At 35.2% G+C, this 24,043-nt stretch carries 16 protein-coding genes and 1 tRNA gene; 8 read left to right on the forward strand and 9 right to left on the reverse strand.

The features are described from left to right. Positions 1-774: 774 nt before the first annotated feature. On the reverse strand, positions 775-1,113 hold the full coding sequence (locus ACFING_RS01875; protein ID WP_375629471.1) for a hypothetical protein: 339 nt from the start codon (positions 1,111-1,113) through the stop codon (positions 775-777). Between the two features lie 253 nt (positions 1,114-1,366). On the opposite strand from ACFING_RS01875, the gene ACFING_RS01880 reads away from it, so the two are divergent. The 3 genes from ACFING_RS01880 to ACFING_RS01890 are packed head-to-tail and all read left to right on the forward strand — an operon-like array spanning position 1,367 to position 4,813. Continuing rightward, positions 1,367-3,034, forward strand: coding sequence for a peptidase domain-containing ABC transporter (locus ACFING_RS01880; protein ID WP_375629474.1), 1,668 nt, complete (start codon positions 1,367-1,369; stop codon positions 3,032-3,034). Next, on the forward strand, positions 3,024-4,349 hold the full coding sequence (locus ACFING_RS01885) for an HlyD family type I secretion periplasmic adaptor subunit (RefSeq protein WP_375629478.1): 1,326 nt from the start codon (positions 3,024-3,026) through the stop codon (positions 4,347-4,349). The genes ACFING_RS01880 and ACFING_RS01885 overlap by 11 nt, the downstream gene beginning before the upstream one ends. Continuing rightward, a complete protein-coding gene (locus ACFING_RS01890) occupies positions 4,349-4,813 on the forward strand; it encodes a toxin-activating lysine-acyltransferase (protein ID WP_375629481.1) in 465 nt (154 codons plus the stop codon). Before ACFING_RS01885 ends, ACFING_RS01890 begins: the two co-directional genes overlap by 1 nt. A gap of 230 nt (positions 4,814-5,043) precedes the next feature. Here the strand turns inward: ACFING_RS01890 and ACFING_RS01895 are convergent. Beyond that, positions 5,044-5,118, reverse strand: a tRNA-Gln gene (locus ACFING_RS01895). Between the two features lie 875 nt (positions 5,119-5,993). Between ACFING_RS01895 and ACFING_RS01900 the strand changes: the two genes are divergently transcribed. Then, positions 5,994-6,596, forward strand: coding sequence for a superoxide dismutase (locus tag ACFING_RS01900; RefSeq protein ID WP_375620670.1), 603 nt, complete (start codon positions 5,994-5,996; stop codon positions 6,594-6,596). An 82-nt stretch (positions 6,597-6,678) separates the two neighbouring features. On the opposite strand, the gene ACFING_RS01905 is transcribed toward ACFING_RS01900, so the two are convergent. Next, complete coding sequence (locus ACFING_RS01905) at positions 6,679-8,772, reverse strand: S9 family peptidase (RefSeq protein WP_375620669.1); 2,094 nt, start codon at positions 8,770-8,772, stop codon at positions 6,679-6,681. Between the two features lie 855 nt (positions 8,773-9,627). Here ACFING_RS01905 and ACFING_RS01910 point away from each other — a divergent pair. Then, entirely contained in the window at positions 9,628-10,065 is a 438-nt protein-coding gene (locus ACFING_RS01910) for a MucR family transcriptional regulator (RefSeq protein WP_012754848.1), read from the forward strand. A 98-nt stretch (positions 10,066-10,163) separates the two neighbouring features. Here the strand turns inward: ACFING_RS01910 and ACFING_RS01915 are convergent, their stop codons facing one another. Both ACFING_RS01915 and ACFING_RS01920 read right to left on the reverse strand, forming a co-directional pair. Continuing rightward, positions 10,164-10,574, reverse strand: coding sequence for a SufE family protein (locus tag ACFING_RS01915; RefSeq protein ID WP_375611146.1), 411 nt, complete (start codon positions 10,572-10,574; stop codon positions 10,164-10,166). A 108-nt stretch (positions 10,575-10,682) separates the two neighbouring features. Then, positions 10,683-11,057 (reverse strand): DUF5330 domain-containing protein, encoded by a 375-nt coding sequence (locus ACFING_RS01920; protein WP_375620668.1) that lies wholly within the window; start codon positions 11,055-11,057, stop codon positions 10,683-10,685. 1,049 nt (positions 11,058-12,106) lie between these two features. On the opposite strand from ACFING_RS01920, the gene ACFING_RS01925 reads away from it, so the two are divergent. Beyond that, positions 12,107-12,940 carry a peptidoglycan-binding domain-containing protein gene (locus ACFING_RS01925; protein WP_375629484.1) on the forward strand — a complete coding sequence of 278 codons (834 nt, stop codon included), beginning with the start codon at positions 12,107-12,109 and terminating at the stop codon, positions 12,938-12,940. A gap of 1,751 nt (positions 12,941-14,691) precedes the next feature. Here ACFING_RS01925 and ppdK read toward each other — a convergent pair. From ppdK to ACFING_RS01940, 3 genes are all read right to left on the reverse strand, one after another. Continuing rightward, positions 14,692-17,358, reverse strand: a complete 2,667-nt coding sequence (gene ppdK / locus ACFING_RS01930) for a pyruvate, phosphate dikinase (RefSeq protein ID WP_375629487.1) — start codon at positions 17,356-17,358, stop codon at positions 14,692-14,694. Between the two features lie 174 nt (positions 17,359-17,532). After that, the gene (locus tag ACFING_RS01935) at positions 17,533-18,189 is read right to left on the reverse strand and encodes a DsbA family protein (protein WP_375629490.1); all 657 of its coding nucleotides are present in this window, start codon (positions 18,187-18,189) and stop codon (positions 17,533-17,535) included. A gap of 82 nt (positions 18,190-18,271) precedes the next feature. Further along, positions 18,272-18,772, reverse strand: a complete 501-nt coding sequence (locus tag ACFING_RS01940) for a DUF721 domain-containing protein (protein ID WP_375611142.1) — start codon at positions 18,770-18,772, stop codon at positions 18,272-18,274. Between the two features lie 203 nt (positions 18,773-18,975). On the opposite strand from ACFING_RS01940, the gene mutY reads away from it, so the two are divergent. Next, a complete protein-coding gene (gene mutY, locus ACFING_RS01945; RefSeq protein WP_375620664.1) occupies positions 18,976-20,034 on the forward strand; it encodes an A/G-specific adenine glycosylase in 1,059 nt (352 codons plus the stop codon). Positions 20,035-20,789: 755 nt separating this feature from the next. On the opposite strand, the gene ACFING_RS01950 is transcribed toward mutY, so the two are convergent. Continuing rightward, entirely contained in the window at positions 20,790-21,878 is a 1,089-nt protein-coding gene (locus ACFING_RS01950; protein WP_375613050.1) for a site-specific DNA-methyltransferase, read from the reverse strand. 372 nt (positions 21,879-22,250) lie between these two features. Between ACFING_RS01950 and ACFING_RS01955 the strand changes: the two genes are divergently transcribed. Next, positions 22,251-22,946 carry an HAD family hydrolase gene (locus ACFING_RS01955; RefSeq protein ID WP_375620663.1) on the forward strand — a complete coding sequence of 232 codons (696 nt, stop codon included), beginning with the start codon at positions 22,251-22,253 and terminating at the stop codon, positions 22,944-22,946. Positions 22,947-24,043: the final 1,097 nt, after the last annotated feature.

Below are 24,043 nucleotides of genomic sequence, written 5' to 3' on the forward strand. Positions count from 1 at the left end.
ACAATAATATATTTTTTTTGTATTCTTTTTTATTATAATTTTTATATTTATTTAGTAATAATAAATAATATATAATTGTAACTACACTTATTATTGAAAATAACATATTTACAACAAAATTACTAAAATCTGTCCACATTAACCATACCAACTACAATAATCGACAATAAAAATATAAAATACATAGATATTTTATATGATATTAGTTTATAAAATAATAAAGTCCAAAATATATTGTAAAGTATATGATAATTATAATAAATCCTAATTTAATAGACTTTTTCCAAGTAGGGAATTTTAATTTAGAGGAAAATATGCTTAAAAATAGAAATATATTTGTTGCAAGTAATGCATTTTTAATATTAAATAAAATATCACCCATAATAAATTCCACTTAAAATTATATAAAATAAATAAATATATTTAATTAAATTGTATTAATATAAAACTTGAACTAGGGAAAATAGTATAAAGAATAATATAAAAAATGAAATTATTCTTATTAATGATTTTATTTTAATGTTTTTTTCATTACATCCCTTAGATTTATAATACAATTCAAATAAATATATAAATATAATTAAAAAGCAAACTAATAAAAATAATTCATTAATAATATTTAAAATATACATAATGTACAAATTTCCAACTTAATATAATTATAATTTAAATTATTACTAATAATATATTTTAGTTACAAATGTTTGTAGATATATTCACTAAAATATATCTACAACATCATTAACAATTTAAAAACTTATTAAAATATTATAATTAATAATAGCACGCGTTATACTGAGCATTTAAACCTATACCTGCTCCTACCCCATAGCCAAGACCTGCACCGATTCCTCCACCGGTTCCTGCACCTAAAATCATACCCGATGGGCCTGATGAAAAACCTCCGACTACACCGCCTACAAATACTCCACCAGTTTGTCCTATATCTCTTCCCACCACTCCGTATGAATTTGCTGTAGAGAGATAATCGCCGACAGTACACCCAGGTCGTGATCCACTGCTTGAAAAATTAATTGATGAAATATTAGACCAAGCATTAGACAAACTATGAGACCAACCAGTATTAGACCAACCACTAAGCCAACCAAACATACAAATTCTCCTTATATTATTAAAATAACTGTATCACAACGATGCAGCGAGAATTTCATTATTATTCATTTTAGCAAATGTAAAATATAATTTGTATAAATAACAATAAAAATACTGTATAAACAATAAATACATTATGTTTATATTATATTCAGACAAAATGTATATTTTGTATAAATATAATACTATTTACAATACTGTTTAAATATGCGACATCAATCGCTCTTTCTCTTAAACAAAATCATAAATTCAAATGAATCACTCACAAGAAAAGCTAGTATCGTTCTCTTGGTTTACAAGAACAACAAAGAAATATATTTATTATGTCATCGAACTCAGTTGCGTTGCTGTTGTTTTGCGGTTGCTGGGCTTGGTGAATCCTTTTATTTTTCAAGCGATTATCGACCGCATTCTTCCTTTTCAGCGTATTGAAAGTCTCTATGCTATCGTTGTCTTGATGGTTGCTATCATGCTGTTTAGCACTGCTCTTAGCGCTCTTTCAGGTTACTTAGGTGCCTATTTAGCCAATCGGCTTACATTAGAATTTGGACAGCGCGTTTACACCCATGTGTTAAGCCTCTCCTTGCCCACTTTACGCCGTTGGCAAGTGGGGGAACTGTTCACGCGAATCGGAGAAGTTGATACAATTCGTGGTTTTTTAACAGGAACCATTGCCACAACCGTACTGAATGTTCTCTTTGCCATTATTTATCTTGCAGCACTCTTTTCCATTAGTCCAAAACTTACCTTTATTGTCCTTATTATTTTACCTTTACAAATGGGCTCTTTAGCGTTGGTCGGTCCCTTCTTGCGCCGCCAATTACGCCGTGCTTTCACTCTGCAAGCTGCCCATCAATCGCGCCTAATTGAAAGTTTTACCAATCTTGAAGCCATAAAAGCGCATGTAAAGGAGCCAGCCCATACAATACGCATGCAAGAAACTTTAGCCCGCAGTTTAGATCAAAGCCTTACGACCAGTAAATTGCATCTTCTCAATGGAGCCATGAGTCATATTTTTGGTGATCTTTTCACTATTTTTATTATCTTTTTTGGTGCTCAGGCAGTTCTTCAAAACCAGATTACGCTAGGGCAACTTATTGCCTTTCATCTCCTCGCTGGAAATGTTTCTGGTCCTATCTTAAGCCTTGCATCCCTATGGGAAGAATGGCAGCATTTGAAAATCTCTCGTCTTCGTTTGGGTGATATTCTTAACTCTCCTTCAGAATGGGAAGAAGAAAAGCCGCCTCTTCAACTCAGCGCTCCTCCTCATCTTGAAGCCAACGATCTCTGTTTTTCTTATGGAGATAAGTCCATTATCAATCATCTTGATATCTGTTTACAACCTGGGCAACCGATTATGTTACTTGGTCCTTCAGGGTGCGGGAAAACAACCTTGGCGAAGCTCCTTTGTGGACTCTACCCCCCAACAAGCGGGAAGATATTGATTAACGCACAACCTTTACAGAATTTTGATGTCCGTAGCGTGCGTGAAACAATCGCGTATTTTCCCCAAAATCCTTGCCTTTTTTCCGGAACCATTCTTGAGAATATGCTTCTTGCAAAACCAGATGCCACTAAAGATGAAATCGACTCTGCACTATATGTTAGTTCTTGCCATGATTTGATTGCTCAGTTGCCTCTAGGACTCAATACTCAAGTAGGAGAGCAAGGTGGTTTTTTATCAGGTGGTCAGCGCCAACGCTTGGCTTTGGCTTGTTTCTTTCTGATAAACCCAAGCCTGCTTATTTTGGATGAACCTACTTCCGCATTGGATGATACTGTCAGTGCACAAATTGTTGAGCATTTATATAAACTTTCGCAAGAACGTATTGTTCTTGTTATTACCCACAAAAGTGATCTCTTCCCTCAGCATGCAACCGTCTTAAACTGTACTGATTTGGAGGCAAAAAATGGCAGATAAAGCTCCCTATTTGCGCCCTTTGTCACCAACGCTTCATATGGTGGTTGCTGTTTTGGTCACCTTATTTCTCTTTATTGTGATCGGCAGCTTTATCGCAAAAACAGAGATTGTTGCACGGGGGCAAGGAAGTGTTATTCCCACCGCTTACGTTCAGCTGGTCCAAGCGCAAAATACAGGACGCATTGAGAAAATTCTTGTAAAAGAAGGGCAATTTGTTCATCAAGGGGATCTCCTTATTCAATTAGATCCCCGTGAAGCCCTCAATGAGTGCGCACGTGTTCAAGCAGATATCGCGCAACAAACCCTTCAAGCACAAATTGCAACAGCTATTTTAACAGCTTTGCATGAAAGTGATCCTTTGGATAAAGATTTTGTAACCAAAGGGCTTGCCTATCTGCCAGCTCCTCCTTCTGGCAACACGACTGCAAGAATAGAAGGGGAAAAACTCATTAGCGCTGCCCTTCAATCTCTCCAAGATAAATTAAGAGCGCTAAAAGCACAAGCGGACCGCGTCGAGCGCAGCGGTGCAACACAACATGCGCAATTAGATAGGTTGGAAGATGATCGTCAATTAAGCCAAGGAAAATTAAAGGCTGCAAAAAGCCTGATGGAAACAAAAGTCATTAGCCAAGCCGTTTATTTAGAGCGTTTACATGATTTTAAAAATGTCGAGCATGAAATTTTAACCAATCAAAGACGTTTGGAAGAAAATGCCGCCGAAATAAACACCCTACGCCAACAACGGAAAAGTCTCATTTCCGATGAAATTGCCCGCTATCGGCAACTTTCGCGTGAAACAGAACTGAATCTTCAAGGATTAAAAGCAAAGCTTGATAGCACTCAATACCATCTTGACCACTTATCACTTTATGCACCTGTTGATGGACGTATCGATGATTTAAGTATCCATACTTTGGGCGGCTTTGTAGAAGCTGGTAAAACGCTCATGCGTATTGTCCCTGATGCGGGCGGTCTCATTGTTGAAGCGTTTTTTGATAATCGAGATATTGGTTTTTTAGAAAAGGGCCAACGTGCTTACATCAAGTTTTCTGCCTTTCCACCTGAACGTTTCGGTGTTATCCACGGTACCGTCGTTAATGTAGGCGCTACAGCGCGCTATAATAAAGAAATTAATGGTGTCTATGCTGTTTTAATAAAAATTGACCAAGATCACATCACTTTGAATAACAAACATCTTAAATTTATCCCTGGCATGACTGTGGCAACGGATGTCATTACCTCAAAACGGCGTCTCATTTCCTATTTCTTTGAACCTATTACCAAAGTTTTAGAACAATCTCTAAAGGAAAGATAATGTCTGTAAATGAAAATTCATCACCATCATTCATAGACCCTCTTACGGCTTTGGGTGCCATGGTTGTTTTAATGCTCACATCTCCCTTATACCGCCGCTGGCGAATCTGGGATATCGAACGAAATTTAGGACCAGCTTTACAGACTGGGCAATACAAGCTCTATAAAAATGAACGTGGAGAATTTTGTGCCTTTATCACTTGGGCTTTTTTAGATGAGAAAAATCATCAATCTATGCTTGATAAGGGAGAATTTTTACCTGATGCCAATTGGCAGAATGGAAAATACGTATGGTTTATTGATTGTGTAGCACCCTATGGCCATACTGCTCATATTGTACGCGATATGCAACGAAATATATTTCCTGATCAGCGTTATTGTTATGCTGTACGACGTAATGAAGATGGTGGAATGCGAAAAATTGCACGCTGGTGTTGCTATAGAGCGCAAAATCCAGCCAAATAGTTTTTCTAAAGCAAGTGCGCATAAATCATTTACCCCTCGCCTCTTATAAAAAAGAATCTTTTAAAAGAGCTTTTTGAGCGATAGCTATAGTAAAAGAAAACTTTACCATATTTAGAGCTGCCCCGCTACAAATAGGTGCTTTTCAACTTACCAGACTTGCTATGAATAGCAACAGAGGTTAAGGGGGGCCACTCTCAAGCTGAACTTTGATTAACTAATTCCACTAGAATTGGCTGGGGTACCTGGATTCGAACCAGGGAATGCCGGTACCAAAAACCGGTGCCTTACCGCTTGGCTATACCCCAAAAAAACACGCTTTATAGCGACTCTTGCACCTTATAGCGATTCCTGTGATTGGACGCAATATCTGAAAATCAAAGACTTTACTTTTTTATCATAAATTTCTGAGTTTTGTATGGCATTGCCATCGATACAAATTCGTAGCAGAAACTGATATACAGTTGTGATTTTAATATAAGTAGGAACCATTTATCCATCAATTATTTTACTCTTTGTATTGATTTTCTAGGAACAGAAAATGAAAATCTTGCAGTTTACTCATGTATCTAATAAATTTGCATATGATTTACTTTTCTTGATATATTAAAATCTCATCTTGCTCAATTTAAGAAAAAAGCTGTCACCACATTGGCAACCGGTAAGTGTGTGATAGTGCTGCTGTGCTCTTGCATTAAGCATAAAGATGGTAATGTCCACTAATTTTTACATTATATTATTCATGGGTAGCACCATAAAATGAAATCAAGCACATTGAAAAATATTTCCTAAAAATAACACTTAATATTCTGTTGAAAACATTATGATACACCAATAAACTGGAAAAGTTTTGCAAAAATTAAAAACATTTTATATGGTATTTGAAAAAATAGAGATACCAAAACAAGGAATAATCGCTATTTCCATTTACTTTTTATTCAAAAGATAATGATATTTATTACCCACTCATAGATGTAAAAAAATCTTCAGAAGCAATCTTTATGTAGACCAATACCCTTTTTGATTGATGAATATACACTTCCTAAAAGCTTCTTTTACAAAAAGACAGACATTAAAACTAATTTCATACAAACTAGGTATTCAACATTTGCTTTTAAATGCGGTAAATGGCAAATTAGGCTTATGAAATAAGCTTAACAATTAGAATCGAGGAGATTTTTAAATGGCTTTTGAATTGCCCCCATTGCCTTATGATTACGATGCCCTTTCGCCTTATATGTCACGCGAAACGCTTGAATATCATCATGATAAGCATCACCTCGCTTATCTTACCAACACCAATAATTTTGTGAAAGAGTTAGGCTTAGAAAATGAAAGCCTTGAAGATATTGTTAAAAAAAGTTTTGGAAAAAATATTGGTTTGTTTAATAATGCAGCGCAATATTACAATCATAACCACTTTTGGCTTTGGATGAAAAAAAATGGTGGTGGCCAAAAACTTCCTGAAAAGTTAGCAAAAGCTATTGACGCTGATCTAGGTGGTTACGACAAATTCCGCGCTGATTTTATTGCTGCTGCTAGTGCCCAATTTGGTTCTGGATGGGCGTGGGTTGCTGTTAAAGATGGCAAGCTTGAAATTATGAAAACGCCTAATGGTGAAAATCCCTTAGTGCACAACGCTTGCCCTATTTTGGGTGTTGATGTGTGGGAACATTCCTATTACATTGATTACCGCAATGCTCGACCGAAGTACCTCGAATCCTTTGTAGACCATTTAATTAATTGGGACTATGTTTTGAAACTTTATGAAGAATGTGAATTTTAAACTGTCTCAATAATTTTTTAGTGTATGAAAGTCTCTATAATCCAATAAATTATCGGAGACTTTCATACAGAGATATTATGGATTAGCAAAAGTCTTTTCCTGCTATCTTTAGAATATATGCATAGATATAGGCAACTTCTTCTAGCTTTGAAAAACGTCCAGCTGCACCAGCGTGCCCTGAATCCATATTAATACGTAATAAAACTGCATTATCGTCTGTTTTTAGGTCTCGTAATTTTGCCACCCATTTTGCAGGCTCCCAGTAAGTTACACGAGGATCTGTTAATCCTGCCATCACAAGTATAGGGGGATAGTTTTGAGCTTTGACATTATCGTAAGGGGAATAGGAAGCAATAAGCTTATAATCTTCTTCTGATTCAAGAGGATTCCCCCATTCGGCCCATTCTGGAGGTGTGAGTGGCAATGAAGCATCTAACATTGTCGCTAAAACATCAACAAAAGGCACATTCGCTACGATCCCAGCAAAATCCTGTGGAGCTATATTGGCAATAGCTCCCATCAACATCCCCCCTGCTGAACCACCATGAGCAATCAGCCGGTCGTGAGAAGTAAATTTATTGTTTACAAGATAACGCCCACAAGCAATAAAATCTGTAAATGTATTGTGCTTAAAGAGATGTTTTCCTTTCTCATACCATTCTACTCCCTTTTCTTTTCCTCCGCGAATATGAGCAATGGCATAAATAAAACCTCTGTTCACTAGAGAAAGTACATTACTATTGAAACTGGCAGGAATAGAAATCCCATAAGCACCATAGCCGTAAAGCAGACAAGGCGCACCACCATCAAGGGGAGTGTTTTTGTGGTAAAAAAGTGAAATAGGAATCTTCTCACCATCGTCTGCTATTGCTGTAATACGTCGTGTTACATATGCATCTTTATTATGCCCAGAGGGAATTATTTGCGTTTTTAAAAGCATTCGTTTACAATTTTTCATCTCATAATCAAACACTTGATCAGGTGTTGTCATAGACGAATAGGAAAAACGAATAGTTGGACTGTTATATTCAGCAACTCCTTGCAGACCTAAAGAATAAGCCTCTTCAGTAAAAGCGATGGAATTAACTTGTTTAGTGGTACGTTCCATTACTTTTATACGTGGAAGCCCCTCAAAACGTTCGATCCAGACAAGAAAATCTTGATAAGCATCGTGGGATAATATTAGGCACCCAAGCTGATGTGGGATAAACTCAGACCAATTTTCTGATTGTGGAGATGTATATGGCGCTACCATAATTTTGAAATCTTTTGCATTATCTAAATTGGTTAGAATATAAAAGACATCACCACCCTCTGTAAGTGAATATTCAATACCTTTTTGTCGTTTCCGTACACATTGGGGAACAGTAAAAGGCGCCTCAGCAGGAATTAACCAGATCTCGGATGTTTCATGATCATGAATATTAATATAAATAACATCATTAAGCTTAGAACCGCTTACATCTAAGAAAAAACCTGGATTGTCTTCACGAAAAATAAGCTTATCTTGTGATTGATCTGTGTTTAATTGGTGATAATAGAGCTCTGAAGGTCGGTGGTTTTTATCCATCTTAGTATAGAAAAAACCTTCAGACCTAGCATCCCATACAATTTGACCAGATGTATCAGTAATTGTGTCCGTACAGTCAGACAATGTCTCAAAATTACGAATTTTAGCTGTATAGAACTCTGATCCTTTGTCATCATAGGTCCATACCACATGTGTATGGTCAGGAGATTCTTGAACTGAACCAAATTTAAAATATTCTTTGCCTTCTGCCAAGACATCACCATTAAGGTACACGTTTTTTTCTCCGCCATTCCTTGGTGTCCGAAAATAATGTGGTTGTTGGCCTCCGGTAACATAAGAGAATCCGTAAGCAAAAGGACCATGTTTTATAGGAACAGAACTATCATTCTCTTGGATCCTGTTTTTCATTTCGGTAAAAAGCAAATCTCGTAATGGTTTTGTATCAGCCATTTGAGCTGATTGATAAGCATTTTCTTTTTCAAGATAATGTCGAATATTGGGATCAAGACAGTTAGGATCTTTAAAAACATCTTGCCAGTTAGACGCACGTAGCCAATGATAGGGATCATCACGAAAAATACCATGATATATTTCCTTATGAGTGATTCTAGATGCTTTGGGAGGAATTGCAAAAGTGCGAGTCATACACAATCCTATATTAAAATATGTTAATAGCTTCGTTTATATGTTAGAATCACAATGATTGATGCAAGTGTAAAAATCTATAAGTTCTATTCACTTGCAAAAATAGCACCATGATAATTTTTAAAACTAATACCTTTCTGTTCATTACATATCACAGCTATTGTTTTCTAGGGATATAACACCACTTTTATAATGAAAGTGACTGGTAAAACAATTAAACTATTAGAAAAAGAATTGATTTTTTTTGAAACAGTATAATCGCATAATTTTACAGAGAGGAATAAATATATCTAAAATATTATTATTACTGTATAAAAAATAAAAATATCCTATCTCCTTTTAATGAGTAGTTTTATATTAAAAATAATACTATTATGTCATTTTTATAATATATCATGTTTTTTATTATTAAATTTTATAAATATAAACAATAAAAACAAATTTAAAACTTATTAAAAATAAACTTACTAAAATATAATTATTCAAAATAAAATATAATAATTTATATATTATATTTTTATAATTAGTAATTTTATTTTTACGTTCTCAAAAAAAATAAATAAATTTTATCATATATTTTTTTATATTTGTGATGTATTATATATTATGTATGATATGTTATAGGATAAAAATATATTTTAGCATGTAATAATTTCGTTTTTCTTATTGTATATTATGACAAAAAATGGGTATTTATTTGATTTTTTTGTGTTTTGGCAATTTTATAGAATAATTGAATTGACAAAAAAGATTTTTGTACAATATGAAACTCATGTGCATGAGATCTTTATATCATGAGTATATGCACTATATCTCGATTTTGAATTACTCAATTTTAAATTAAAGGAAACAAGAATGGAACATCGTGCAGTCTTAGAGACTGAAAGCAATTTAGTTATTACATTGGTTGCTGATATTGTTGCTGCCTACGTGAGTAATAATTCTATTCGACCGACTGAAGTGCCAAGTTTAATTGCTGATGTCCATGCTGCTTTTCGTAAAGCAGGGAATCTAGAGTTAACAGAAGTCGAAGTTGAAAAACAAAGGCCTGCCGTTAATCCGAAGCGTTCAGTATTTCCTGATTATCTCATTTGCCTTGAAGATGGAAAGAAGTTTAAATCTCTAAAGCGTCATCTCATGACACATTATGGAATGTTGCCAGAAGAATATCGTGAAAAATGGCAGTTAGATAGTTCTTATCCTATGGTGGCGCCTAATTATGCAAAAACACGATCGGCTTTGGCCAAAGAAATGGGGCTTGGACGCAAAAGCAAACGGAAAAAAACTAAATAATCTTATTTTGCGAAAAAATGGTTTCGTGTATAAAGTTGATTTTAGTATACATGTTTTGTGTGAAGCTTTTGTATATATAGCAATTTCTACCAAGGGGATTACATATAGCTTTCGTTACGAATCCGTTTAATCATTGATTTCAAACCATTTGATCGTTGTGGTGTAAGATTTTCATTTAAACCAAGTTTTTCAAAGAGCTCTTGAGCATCAGAATTGCGAATTTCAGAAGCTTTTTTGCCTGAATAAAAAGCAAGAAGTATGTAAATGAGTCCACGCACAATATGAGCATCGGAATCACCTTGAAACGTCAATATTGGATCTTTTGAGTTATTACGTGAAGATAAAAGCCACACTTGGCTAACACAACCAGGAACTTTGTGAGCATCATTTCGAGCGCTTTCTGGAAAAGGTGGCAATTCATAGCCAAGCTCGATGACATAACGATAACGATCTTCCCAATTATCCAAAAGCGAAAAGTTCTCTATAATATTACCGATTGTTTCCGCCATTATTTTAGTCCTGTTTCGTTTGAATAATCATTCTTGAATACACTTATAAAAAATAAATATTTATTCTTCCTAACATAAATAACACGAAGAACGTTAAAAATCCTTATTTCAAGATAACATTGCATGGTTTTGTAAGAACTCTTGTATTTCGATTTTGTAAGAAACATTAGGGGAAGTCTCTGATATCATTTTTTTTCCTAATATGTTCCCTAAATATTCATAAGCAGCTCTTGCACCGTAATATGCGCGCTCGCCAAGTGAACTTAAAAAGGATTTTCCTAATTTGCAGGTTTTTATATTACGGTCACAAAATGCGCCTAAGTCATTTAAGGCTTCCTTAAAAGCAATAATCACATCGCTCGTTGTTGTCTCATTATTTTGGGGGCTAGAAGAATGGTTACTGCTTGGATCTGCTACAAAAAATGAAATAATGACAAAAATAAAAAATAAAAAAAATGATAATTTGATTAAAAAACGTATCATGGACAATCAATGTACCGCAGTGGTAAATACAATAAAAGGAGCATTTTATACACTGTTGCTTTATAAACAATTTATAAAATGTGTTTTTTATAAAATTGAGTATTCATGTATTGGATCTATATCATTGGCTTTTTTATAAATATGGCACAATTCCGCTGTATAAAATGGGATACATTGTCTATTCAGTAAAAAAATAACATCAAAATTATACACTTACAAGCTGATCATGTTAATGAACATACTATGATAAAAAATGAGAAAGATAATCATGTTGTGTACATAATTATTTTAAATAATAGTCCACCATCTTAGCTTAGTTGAAAAGGCTAAAAAGAGTAAACTCTGTTATTCTGACTCTAGTGTCGATAAAATATTTATATTATCTATAAAATTTTTACTGAAATGTTATGAAAATGGTCAACCTGTCGATAAAAACATCAAAAAACAATTGCATCTCTTATGATTACATCTCAAGCCAGTTTTTTCTATAACATTGTAAAGATCAATTTAATTAATACTTATGAAAATTATTTAATAGAAGGAATTTATACCAAAATATAATAATATTAAGAGATAATTATTATTACCAAACCGTTTATGGATAAGTAACCATCTATATGTAAATTATAAAGAATAGATAATGATTGTCATCTTTTTAGCGTTATAGGCAAATATTTTCAATTTTATTTTAAATAATAGGCAAACATATGCCCCAAAATGAAGAATAACGTGGCATTATTGTTTAGATAATTATATGTGATAATGTAGTTTGCAAACACCAAAATGATCTTGAATGCTAATCATTTGGTGCTCTCTTTATACACATTAAAGATTTGTATAAAATAAAATGAATAAACGTTGATAAGAACTCTTGTTGATTTATCAACTTATAAATTGATATAATGAAGCTGCTCATTCTAGGAGTTTGAAAGGAAAAATCAATAATGTCAATGCACTTCTCTCTGGCTGGAAGTAAAAACTGATTCATATTCATTTCCTAATTTATATTTGTTTCTTTGTAAAAAATAAACGCAACTGAAAAAAAAGTAATGGCAACAAAACGAAAGACCTACCGAAAAAAAACTGTAAAACACCGTAAATACTATAGTAGTATTGTTATAACACTTCTTCTTATAATTTTTCATTTTATTTTTTGGAGTGCAAAAACTATTTATTTCTATACACGAAAAAATACTTTATTTTTTGTTGGATCTTTTCTTTTTAGCATTAGTTTTTTATTTATTTCATTTAATGCTTTATTTTCGCAAATGACAACGCATCAAAATATTTTAACTCAAATGAAATTTTCCTCTGTTCAAAGTATAGGTAAGAGCTCTACTTTATCGGAAAAAGAAGAAAAATCACAAAAACTCTCCCGTGTAACTTCTGTACATTCTCAAAGTCATAAGTACACAAATTCACCTTTACCCTCTCAATCAGCAAGCATGCTGGAAAAGCAAAAAGAACTAGCAAAATTAGGACTTTATGATGGACCATTAGATGGACTGGAAGGACCTAAAACACGCCGAGCCATCACTTTATGGAAACAGCAAACTGCTCAGAGAATGCAAAAGAATGTTCTATCTAATCCCGCAGCAGATGAAATCGCGATATTAATTAAGCAAAGCGAAATAGAAACAAACAATACAAAAAATATGACACACTTAAAAGAAGCTATTTTAGAGCCTTCTGTTGAAGATATTATACAAGTGCAAAAAGCTTTACATATTTTTGGGAATGAGGAGGTTATTGTCACAGGAATAGAAGATCAAAAGACGATAGAAGCCTTAAAACAGTTTCAAAAAATATTTGATCTTCCTGTAACAGGTAAAATTAATCACACAATTTTAATGAAAATGCGTGAAATTGGTTTATTAAATTGAAGCTAATCATAATAATCTCTTAATTTATAATGATAATTCATCTTTCGTTTGTTTAATGCTCCCCTCAAACATTCCTTCATCTCAAGCCCTCTTATTTTCAATCAATCAGAATGGTTTTCTTACACATTACATATTGAGCCGTATAATTTGCTTCAAAAAAACCACAACCGATTGCAGAAAAAAGAATATTGCAAAATAGCAAACGCGCTTGTTCTAGCATTTTTATTGCCTCTGATGATAAAAGGACACGAAATTTTTGTAGTATCACGTAAACCTTTCATATTATCGAACCACGAATTGTCCATATATTATCGTCAATTTGATCTTTATAAATATGATGCAAAGAATTTGTGCAAACACCTGTAAGGATAAGTAGACGTAAAGCTAATTGTGTTATGGTTGTTGTTTTGCAAAGTGTCTGATAAAAAACCGGCACTTCTCTCTAATCTATTGCTGGAAAGTTATGTGTTTTATGACATTGTCTTCTTAAGAGAGCGTGTGCGTTTAGTATTGTCTATAAATCAACATCCAAACTTACCGCAGCAGTATATTTGAAAAAAATGTTAAGACAGTTTAGTACTTCTCTCAGCTGTTATAGCTTTTATATGCCAAATGGAGGCAAGAATATTGCGCATCTCTGTTTGTATAATCTCTTAAAACAGGAAAACAGCCTAATTTGGGAAGAATATGAAATTTTAAGGTAAACACCATTTTTCATCTTTGCCATTTCCTTTTAATTCAGCTTTACGCCTTTCAAAGACATCTAAAGCAATATCTTTAAAATAACGGAAATTACCTATTGCCTCATGCTCTTACTTTATCACATGTCTTTTTGGTCTCACTCCCCCTCACCTAAAACAAAATGTCCCAAACGGAATATACTTGGATTGCCATTCACGGGTTTTCTTAAAAAACATCTCTAAAGCACCCAAAACCACTTTGCAACAACGCCCGTGAATAATAATAGCAGGCCCCCCCCCACAACAACTGCGCGACAGCGCACATCATCTTTACGCTTGTGAAGAAGCAAGCCGGCACCATTACACACTGTACCTACCTTCAATTTGTGATAGCTCTCACTTGAGACGTTTCATAAGAGGCATATCCTTGCTTTATTTTTTTACCTACAGACGCTCATCCCGCCTGTAACATACAAAAAACATGGTTTTGATTGATTCATTATAAAAGAAGTCGAAATAAGAAGATCTTATGATATTTACAGCTTTCCTTCAATATGAGAAATAAAAAATTATCTTTATAAATCAATAGATTGTGTAACTTTGATATTCCTTTATAAATGTAAAGATGGGAGTGCATAATGGAGTTTATAAATTTTGGGAAGATTTTTATAAACTTATGGGGAGTTTTACATAATCCCCATTCCACGAATATCAATGTGAAATGGGGCATCACTGAGAAATGTCTATCTCAAACAGCATGATGCACAAAAAAATGCATTTGTTTGCAGCATTCTACTTTGCGTGAGGAGCTCATTCCCCTATAAAAAAGCAAACGCGTAAATTGACTGCACAATAACACGTTTCTCTCTATCAAGAGGTTCGCCAATAAAAAGTGCATTAATAATACATCTTTGTCTATCCTGTGCTTTATATTTTCTCTCATAAACCTCTAACGCGTAACACAACTTATCGTGCATTTTAGAAGCATTTTTATTCCCTTTATTAAAGAAAATAAAAGAATATATAAAAATTTATTTCAGTAATAACGATACAACAAAAAATATTAACCCATTACATCCTTTTTGCTATTGCGGCCTGAGCTGCTGCTAAACGAGCAATTGGCACTCGAAAAGGAGAACACGAAACATAATCTAGGTTATTTTCTTCGCATAAAGCAATAGAGGCAGGATCGCCTCCATGTTCACCGCAAATTCCCAATTTTATTTTTGCACGCTTTGAGCGTCCACGCTGTGCAGCAATGGTAATAAGTTCCCCTACTCCATCACGGTCAATAGACACAAAAGGATCTTGCTCTAAAAGACCTTTTTGAAAATAGGTTGCCAAAAAAGGAGCTGCATCATCACGGGAAATCCCAAAAGTAGTTTGTGTCAAATCGTTTGTTCCAAATGAAAAAAATTCAGCAGTTTCAGCAATTTCATCTGCTCGAAGCGCCGCTCTTGGAAGTTCAATCATCGTCCCAACCATATATTGAATAGTGCTTCCCTTTTCTTTCATCACTTCCTCAGCAACCTGATCAATACGCGCTTTCACAAAATCGAGTTCAGATTTAAGCGCAACCAGTGGCACCATAATTTCAAGCATAACAGGAGATCCAGATTTTTGGGCAGCTTCTGCTGCTGCTTCAAAAATCGCCCGCGCTTGCATTTCTGCAATTTCAGGATAAGTAATAGCTAAACGGCATCCTCGTAATCCAAGCATAGGATTAAATTCGTGCAACTGCTGAGTGCGTTCAGCAAGCACTTCAGCAGAAACCCCCATAGCTGTTGCAACATCAAGAATTTCTGCTTTCGTTTTAGGCAAAAATTCATGTAATGGTGGATCTAGCAAGCGGATAGTAACAGGTAAACCACACATAATTTCAAATAATTCACTAAAATCTGAACGCTGCATTGGCAAAAGCTTATCTAGTGCTTTACGACGACCACTTTCATCATGACTTAAAATCATTTCACGCATGGCAACGATACGTTCATCAGAAAAAAACATATGCTCCGTACGGCAAAGACCTATACCTTCAGCCCCAAAAGAGCGCCCCATACGGGCATCAGATGGTGTATCAGCATTAGCGCGAACTCTTATACGTCGCATCCCATCAGCCCATTCCATTAATTTTGCAAAGTCTCCGCAAAGCTGAGGCTGCAACATTGCAACTTTCCCTTTGAAAATTTCTCCACTTCCACCATCAATTGTGATAACATCACCTTTTTTTAGGCTTTCTCCTGAGGCAAACAACGTATTTGTGTTATAATCAATCCGCACACTGCCAGCACCAGAAATACATGGTTTTCCCATCCCCCGCGCAACAACAGCAGCGTGACTTGTCATACCGCCACGCGTTGTTAAAATTCCTTCTGCAGCATGCATACCATGAATATCTTCTGGGCTTGTTTCTACCCGGACCAAAATAACTTTGCGACCTTCCGCCGACACAGTTTCTGCCTCTTCTGAAGTAAAAACAATTTCACCAGTTGCGGCTCCAGGAGAAGCAGGTAAACCACGTCCTATAACAAAACGTTCTGCTTTGGGATCAAGTGTTGGATGCAAAAGTTGGTCAAGCGACTTTGCATCAATACGCATCACAGCCTCTTTACGGTTTATTAACCCCTCCTCAACCATTTCAATTGCCATCTTGAGAGCCGCACGAGCCGTGCGTTTTCCTGAACGAGTCTGAAGCATCCATAATTTACCTTTTTCAATGGTAAATTCGAGATCTTGCATATCCCGATAATGCTGCTCAAGATTCTGCGCAATCTGACATAATTTCAAAAAAGCCTCAGGCATAATTTTTTCTAACGACGGTCTATTTGAACCAGCAACAATACGCGCATTTTCTGTAATATTTTGAGGTGTTCGAATGCCCGCCACAACATCTTCCCCTTGCGCATTAACTAAAAACTCACCATAAAGTTCTTTTTTCCCTGTCGATGGATTGCGTGTAAAAGCAACGCCCGTTGCCGAATCTTCTCCCATGTTACCAAAAACCATAGCTTGCACATTAACTGCCGTTCCCCAACTTTCAGGAATGCTATGTAAACGGCGATAAGTAACTGCACGTGCTGTCATCCAACTTGAAAAAACGGCTCCAATCGCCCCCCATAACTGTTGTTCAGGATCTTGTGGAAAAGGGGTTCCTAATTTTTCTTCAACATAGGCTTTATAAGAAATAATAACATTCTTCCAATCATCTGCTGTCATTTCTGTATCAATAGTGTAACCATTGCATGCTTTTACTTCATCAAGAATCTCTTCAAAATACGAATGGTCTAGCCCCAAAACAACGTTAGAATACATTTGGATAAAACGCCGATAACTATCATAAGCAAAACGTTCATTATTGGCTTGTAAAGCAATTGCTTTTACAGTTTTATCATTCATGCCAAGGTTCAGCACTGTATCCATCATCCCTGGCATAGAAGCCCTAGCCCCTGAACGAACAGACAGCAAAAGTGGTCTTTGTTCATTCCCAAATTCACGTCCTGTTTGTTCAGCAACGTATCTTAGTGCTTGCTTAACAGATTCCTGTAGCTCTTCTGGATATGATTTGTCATGGGCATAATAAAAATTACAAACTTCTGTTGTCAGCGTAAATCCGGGTGGTACGGGCAAACCAAGATTACTCATTTCTGCCAAATTAGCCCCTTTACCTCCGAGAAGGTTACGCTCACTTGCACTTCCTTCTGCCTTTCCATCTCCAAAACTATAAACCCATTTTTTCACTGTACAAATCCTCCCATATCAGCTTCAAAACATCATTCAACCCAGGCTCACTTAAAAGCAATGATTTGATTCAAATTTGGCTCAACGATATCGCTTCATAAATGCATAATATTAATCCTTCCAAAAGAGATAATGACCAAAAGTATCACTATCCATCTTCTGGAAGATTAAGATTCAGTTTTTTAGAAAACTATCAATCACCGCAAAAAATTCTTCTACTTTCATGGCACCTTCATATTTACTACCATTAATAAAGAAAGTAGGTGTTGCTGTGACACCAAGCTCTTTACCGCGTTCAAAAGATGCATTTACTTCATCTAAAATGGACTGATTTTTCAAACACGCAGTAAAACTTTCATCTGTAAAACCAGCCATTAAGCCAATTTTCTTCAATGGTGTTAGAGCATTTTTTCCGAAAGCCCATTCATTTTGTTTTTGAAATAAAACTTCTATCAAAGGAAAATAGCGATCTTCCGGTGCACACCGTGCCAACATAAAACCTGCTGTTGCCCGAGGATCAAAAGCATATTCTCGGAAAATAAGTTTTACTTTTCCTGTTTTGATATATTTTTTACGAATTTGGGGAAGTATATCATTATAAAAATGCGCACAATGGGTACATGTCAACGAAGCATACTCAACAATGACGACTGATGCATCCGCCTCTCCCTCAAAGCGATCCTTTACCTTACCCGATTGGAGAAGCTCTGCCATATCAACAGTTGCCACTGATTTGGGATCACGCGCTAAAGCAACTGTTACACTGTTTTGTACAATCGTTATGAAGAGAAAAATTATCCCGAAAGATAAAAAAGAACGATATTTTACCATAAATAATACTTTTCTGTTGTTATTAACGAATAGGAATCCAATGCTTTCTCATATATTAAAGAAAAATATATAAAATATCTTTCTATTTATTATTTTTTTCCAAAAAAATGCAACAGCCAAGTTGGTAAAGTGCTTGGTGCAAACTTTTATCTTCAATTCCTTCAAGCATTTTTTCCACGTATTTTTTGTCTTGTTCACTCAAAGGCGGTTTTAGAGGCAAGTGATTCATAAAAACCGACATACTCCTTTGCTCAATCTTGATGCGATCAATAGCAATATAGCCAAAAAATCCGTTAATTCTATGAAGTAATTCCTCTGTTTCATGCATCAATTTTAACGCAGCAAATCCTTCACATGCGACAACAAGTGTTGCTGGCTGAAAAACTTCATCTTGATCTGCACGACGTTTCCAAATAATTTTAAGCGGCATTGTATGTTCACTGATATCATAGCCTGCAATCTGTGGCCAATGTTCTATAAGCGCTACATTAAGCCCTGTCCGTTTGCGTAAAACTGGATCAAGTATTTTGTATACCGCCTCAGAAAGAGAATAAAAGATACGTTTTTTAAGTTGTTTTCTCATTTTTAGATCATTGTTCAAGCGCTTACTAAATTAAAATCATTTGTTTCATCTAAAAATTGTTGCCTCCTCAATTTATGAAATATCAACAAAATAAAAAGCCTTTTCTCACCAGAGCCTTGACAATAAAAGAGCAAAAAACATGAATTACAAAATAAATAATTTTTTCTTTTGCATTTTATATCTCCCTATGCTTGAAAGCAATCATGTATGAAATTTCTTCGCACCTCCTTGCTTGGTACGATCAAAATCACAGACATCTTCCATGGCGGATTACCCCCGAAAAGCAAAAACAAGGTATCCGTCCTGATCCTTATCAAGTTTGGCTTTCTGAAATCATGCTTCAACAAACAACCGTTGAAACAGTTAAGCCTTATTTTAAAAAGTTTCTAAAACTATGGCCTGATCTTTCCTCTTTAGCAAAAGCCTCCCAAGATGATATCATGAAAGCATGGGCTGGACTTGGTTATTATTCACGCGCACGTAATCTTAAAAAATGTGCGCGACAGCTTGTTGAAAACTACGCGGGACAATTTCCACAATCTGTAAAAGAATTGCGAACTCTAGCCGGTATTGGAGATTATACTGCCGCAGCCATTGCTGCGATTGCTTTTAACCACCCTGTAGCAGTGGTTGATGGTAATGTCGAACGTGTGGTAGCGCGACTTTTTGCTATCACTTCAATACTGCAAAAAGCAAAAGTTGAAATTAAAGAAAAAACACAAAAAATTACTGCTTTAAATCGTCCTGGTGACTTTGCTCAAGCAATGATGGATTTGGGAGCAACAATTTGTACTCCACGCAAACCATCTTGTTATACCTGCCCTCTTCAATGTTTATGCAAAGCAGAAAAGATGCAACAACCGGAGTCTTTTCCAGTTAAAGCCCCTAAAAAAGAACGCCCTTCAAAAACAGGTATTGCTTTTGTGGTCCTTAATAAAAAGAAACAAATTTATTTGGAAAAACGACAGACGCAAAAGCTCCTTGGTGGAATGACCCAAATTCCTAACAATATTGGCATAAACAACGAAAATGGGCTACAAAACGCACCCTTTACTGCCAATTGGCAATTCAAAGGACAAATTACGCATGTTTTTACTCACTTTTCTCTAAAACTTGATGTTTACTATACCGAAGATGTTCATGAAATGAATTGTGAAAATGGTTGGTGGTGTAACATTCAACATCTTGCCGAAGAAGCATTACCTACTGTTATGAAAAAAGCCATTTCCGTAGCACTTCCCAATTCTTTTAGATTTAAATAACCTTCCCTATTCATAAAAATGTTTTCTAATGGAGACTTTTGTATCTCTAGCGATCATTTACTAATCTGTAAAAGAAAAATTTTAAAAAATGAAATAACCAATTTTTTCTACAGACAAAAATTAAGGAGGGATAGAAACGCTTAGAAGCTTTAGATTTAAATTTCAGGATCTATCCTTTTTTCGCTTATGACGGAGCAAGTTAGCACCATCGTTATATTTACCAGCCCCCTCAACATCCCTTGGTACGTGAAACGGATTATAAGAGGTACTTTTAGTTCTTTCGTTAACAATTTTTATTCACACGCCAACCCCGTTTATGACATGCAAGAAAGTAATTTTCATCGATTCAATATGGAACAAATTTGAAATAAGAAAACTTGACGATATTCCGAGGGCAATTCGATATGAGTTGCGCTAAATTATCTTTATAATCAATATATTATATGCACTTTACAGATGTACGTATTCAAAAAAGCACTTAATTTTGAACTTCTGAATGAACCTTTTAATTCTGATATTTCATTTTTATAAGCTTATATTGAAATTTTACTGTTTTGGAACTAAAATGAGAACATAGAGTGAAAATTTCTCATTTTAATTTCTTCTAAAAGAAGCATAAAATACTCGCTTGTCGCTTACAAGCGAGATTTAGTGTGTCAATAAAAAACATCTAAGAAAGGCTAAAACACCCTCACGTCCATCTCAATCAAGATCAGGTATATTGGTGGTCAATAGAATGAAGCGATCAGCTTAGTTCATAAAACACCCGTTTTTAACATTTGTGAACGTATGATCATTCTTAAATGATCTATGGACTTCAACCGTCCATTTTCCTCATAATACCAAAAGGTCCAACCATTACAACTCTGCGAATCTTGAGCCTTTCTTCCCATTGCGTGAATTGAGCCCGCTTCACCACCATGCATAATCGTACCATCAGCTCTTACAATAGCAGATACTTGCTTCTTACGATCATACAGAACTTCTCCAGGATAGAGTAAACCTGCTTCAAGCAAACTGTTGAATGCTACGCGCGGTTCTGCTTTTTTTCTATCCAAAATCGCTAGTTCTGGTTGCGCTAAAGGTTGAACCGCCGCAATTCTCTCACATGCTGCATCGATGTAATCTTGCTCGCGTTCAATCCCAACAAAATCACGCCCTAAAAGCTTGGCAACAGCACCTGTTGTTCCCGAACCAAAAAACGGATCGAGAATAACATCACCAGGTTTACTAGAAGCCATAATAATACGCGCTAATAACGCTTGCGGTTTTTGTGTTGGATGTAATTTACGCCCCGAATCATCCTTTAAACGTTCAGCTCCAGTGCAGAGAGGGAAAAGCCAATCTGAACGCATTTGTAGATCTTCATTTGCCGCTTTTAAGGCATCATAATTAAATGTGTACTTTTTATCTTTTTGATCTCGCACGGCCCAAATAAGCGTCTCATGAGCATTTTGAAAACGGCGCCCTCGAAAATTAGGCATCGGATTATTCTTGCGCCAAATAATATCATTAAGCATCCAAAAACCTAAATCTTGTAATGCCGTCCCAACCCGAAAAATATTATGGTAAGATCCGATAACCCAAAGTGTTCCGTTGGGTTTTAGTACACGACGACAAGCAAGCAACCATGCACGAGTAAAAGCATCATAAGCAGCAAAACTCTCAAACTGATCCCATGCATCATCAACCGCATCAACAAGCGAATGATCTGGACGGTATAAAGCTCCATCCAATTGCAAATTATAGGGTGGATCCGCAAAAATCATATCAACAGAATGTTTTGGAAGTTTTTCTAAAACGGAAACACAATCTCCTTTAAAAATTTTATTGCGCCATGGCATTTGTGAGGGAGTACGAAGAAAATCTTTTTGAAGCTGAATAACTGTCATGAAAAACCCAACAAAATTAACTGAATTTGCCCTATAATCAACCAAAATAGTTTATAGGCCCGCATTACCAATCTATATTTACAAAATAGCGTAAACGTATCGTTAAAGTTCTACAAAATTGATGATTGTTTTTGTTTTTTTAGTAAAAAAAAACTTTCATATGAATGAAACCTTAATTTTCTTTTTTTCAATGTACTGTTCCCATATCTTTTATTTCGTAAAAGAATTAAGAATCATTTTCAAAGCGTATTTTTATGAAATAAGATCTTCTCAATATCGTTTTCATGAAAGTTGTCCATCTCGTAACATGTAAAGGAATATCTTATGCCTCAGATAGATCTTATTATTTTTGATTGTGACGGAGTTCTCGTTGACTCTGAATATCTTGCAGCAAAAATTGGATCTCAATTGCTCAAACAAACAGGATATGAAATATCACCCGAAGAATTGAGTGAGCGTTTTGCAGGGCTTATCTTTCGCGATATTCTTAAACACGTTGAACAGGAAACAGAAAAACCTATTTCTGCTCATCTCATAGATCAAATGACTAATATTTTTCGTACACAAATAAAAACTAAATTACGGGCTATTGATGATGTAAGAGAAGCTGTAGAAATTATCCAAACACGCTATCCCTACTGTATCTGCTCTAATGCAAAAAGCGTAGATATAAAAGAGATGCTCACCACGGTTGATCTCTATGACCTTTTTGAAGGTAAAATATTTTCAGCACCTGAAGTTGGAACAAAAAGAACGAAACCGGCCCCTGATGTTTTCCTTTTTGCCGCACAACAATTACAGGCAGAGCCCCAAAACACTATCGTTATAGAAGATTCACTTCATGGTGTACACGCAGCCATAGCAGCAGGCATGCGTGTCATCGGCTTTACGGGAGGATCACATAGCTATCTTGGCCACTCTAATGCACTTGCAGAAGCTGGTGCAGAAACAGTTATTGCAAAACATGCTCATTTAGGAGAAGTCTTAGAAGCAATGGCAGTATGGCGAGATCTATTATAAAAAATCTCTTGAATATATCAATTTGTAAACTCTTGTAAGAAGCATTTTTATTCAAATGTCCTGCTCTTCTCGCTGCTCCTTTTATAATAACTTCAATAAATGCGCAATTCACGACACGGGTGAATTGCATCTCAATGTGAAGGAAAAATATAGCACCTCATTGAGATCATAAGTCAGTTAACCATTGTACGTGCTTTTAAAAAAGCAAAAAACAGGGGTACAAACTCATAAAAATTAAACCCTGCTTATCTATCTCAAATCCGATATCCCACTCCCAACCACAGCAGCCTATCCTGATAAATTATTATATTTGTCAAACAAAGGAATATTACGATGCCTTGCTCGATAAGATGTGAAAATTGATAACCTCTTTCATCTGATCAAAAAAATCACACACTATGGTAAAATTGTAGGGGATGCGCATATTGATCATGGAAAACAATATTAAAATTCACGTATTCTATAGAATACAAGACTTTATTGAAAATGACAAATGCGTCCTTGTTGAGTTACAAAGGCTTATATTTACTTAATCCAAATCTCATAAACTTGTTGAAGGCTTATTTACTTTGCTGCTTAAATAGTATTTTAACAGCATCAATTGGTACAACCTCCCTAAGATTACAAAAAACAAAAAGAATACACTCTTATGAAGATGTACCTTTTATTAAAAACATTTCATACCAAGTAATTTACAGACAATATATTGATTTATAATCATAATTTATCATTATTCAAATTAAGCAAAAAAACCGAATATTGTAAGATTCTCTCATTTCAAACCTAGATATGCTGAATTAAATAAATAAAGAAATAAAAATGCCTTTTAATGAATCATCTCAAAAGGCAAAAATTGTAGCAACATTAGGAGCGAGAAAAGTGTATGGCAATGCCATCTTTCTTCTTTATAAACGTCAAAAATTCTGATGCCCTAAGAATTTTATATTATGGGGGCTTTATCATCATATCTATCATTGCAAAATAGGCTTGAGTACCTTGAGAACGGTTTCTTTAAAAAAGCACATAAATATGAAACATATAATCATGTTAAACAAGCGACAGCGATACCAATAGTTGCTTAAAATTTTCCGAAAGCA

Origin of the sequence: Bartonella sp. AP150HLJHH (genome assembly GCF_042196385.1) — a bacterium.
Lineage (GTDB): Bacteria > Pseudomonadota > Alphaproteobacteria > Rhizobiales > Rhizobiaceae > Bartonella.

What these genes read in the sequence shown, in the direction of transcription:
- ACFING_RS01875 (WP_375629471.1), bottom strand. Translation starts at nt 1,113, where the DNA reads ATGTTTGGTTGGCTTAGTGGTTGGTCTAATACTGGTTGGTCTCATAGT.
- ACFING_RS01880 (WP_375629474.1), top strand. Translation starts at nt 1,367, where the DNA reads ATGAATCACTCACAAGAAAAGCTAGTATCGTTCTCTTGGTTTACAAGA.
- ACFING_RS01885 (WP_375629478.1), top strand. Translation starts at nt 3,024, where the DNA reads ATGGCAGATAAAGCTCCCTATTTGCGCCCTTTGTCACCAACGCTTCAT.
- ACFING_RS01890 (WP_375629481.1), top strand. Translation starts at nt 4,349, where the DNA reads ATGTCTGTAAATGAAAATTCATCACCATCATTCATAGACCCTCTTACG.
- ACFING_RS01900 (WP_375620670.1), top strand. Translation starts at nt 5,994, where the DNA reads ATGGCTTTTGAATTGCCCCCATTGCCTTATGATTACGATGCCCTTTCG.
- ACFING_RS01905 (WP_375620669.1), bottom strand. Translation starts at nt 8,772, where the DNA reads ATGACTCGCACTTTTGCAATTCCTCCCAAAGCATCTAGAATCACTCAT.
- ACFING_RS01910 (WP_012754848.1), top strand. Translation starts at nt 9,628, where the DNA reads ATGGAACATCGTGCAGTCTTAGAGACTGAAAGCAATTTAGTTATTACA.
- ACFING_RS01915 (WP_375611146.1), bottom strand. Translation starts at nt 10,574, where the DNA reads ATGGCGGAAACAATCGGTAATATTATAGAGAACTTTTCGCTTTTGGAT.
- ACFING_RS01920 (WP_375620668.1), bottom strand. Translation starts at nt 11,057, where the DNA reads ATGATACGTTTTTTAATCAAATTATCATTTTTTTTATTTTTTATTTTT.
- ACFING_RS01925 (WP_375629484.1), top strand. Translation starts at nt 12,107, where the DNA reads ATGGCAACAAAACGAAAGACCTACCGAAAAAAAACTGTAAAACACCGT.
- ACFING_RS01935 (WP_375629490.1), bottom strand. Translation starts at nt 18,189, where the DNA reads ATGGTAAAATATCGTTCTTTTTTATCTTTCGGGATAATTTTTCTCTTC.
- ACFING_RS01940 (WP_375611142.1), bottom strand. Translation starts at nt 18,772, where the DNA reads ATGAGAAAACAACTTAAAAAACGTATCTTTTATTCTCTTTCTGAGGCG.
- mutY (WP_375620664.1), top strand. Translation starts at nt 18,976, where the DNA reads ATGTATGAAATTTCTTCGCACCTCCTTGCTTGGTACGATCAAAATCAC.
- ACFING_RS01950 (WP_375613050.1), bottom strand. Translation starts at nt 21,878, where the DNA reads ATGCCATGGCGCAATAAAATTTTTAAAGGAGATTGTGTTTCCGTTTTA.
- ACFING_RS01955 (WP_375620663.1), top strand. Translation starts at nt 22,251, where the DNA reads ATGCCTCAGATAGATCTTATTATTTTTGATTGTGACGGAGTTCTCGTT.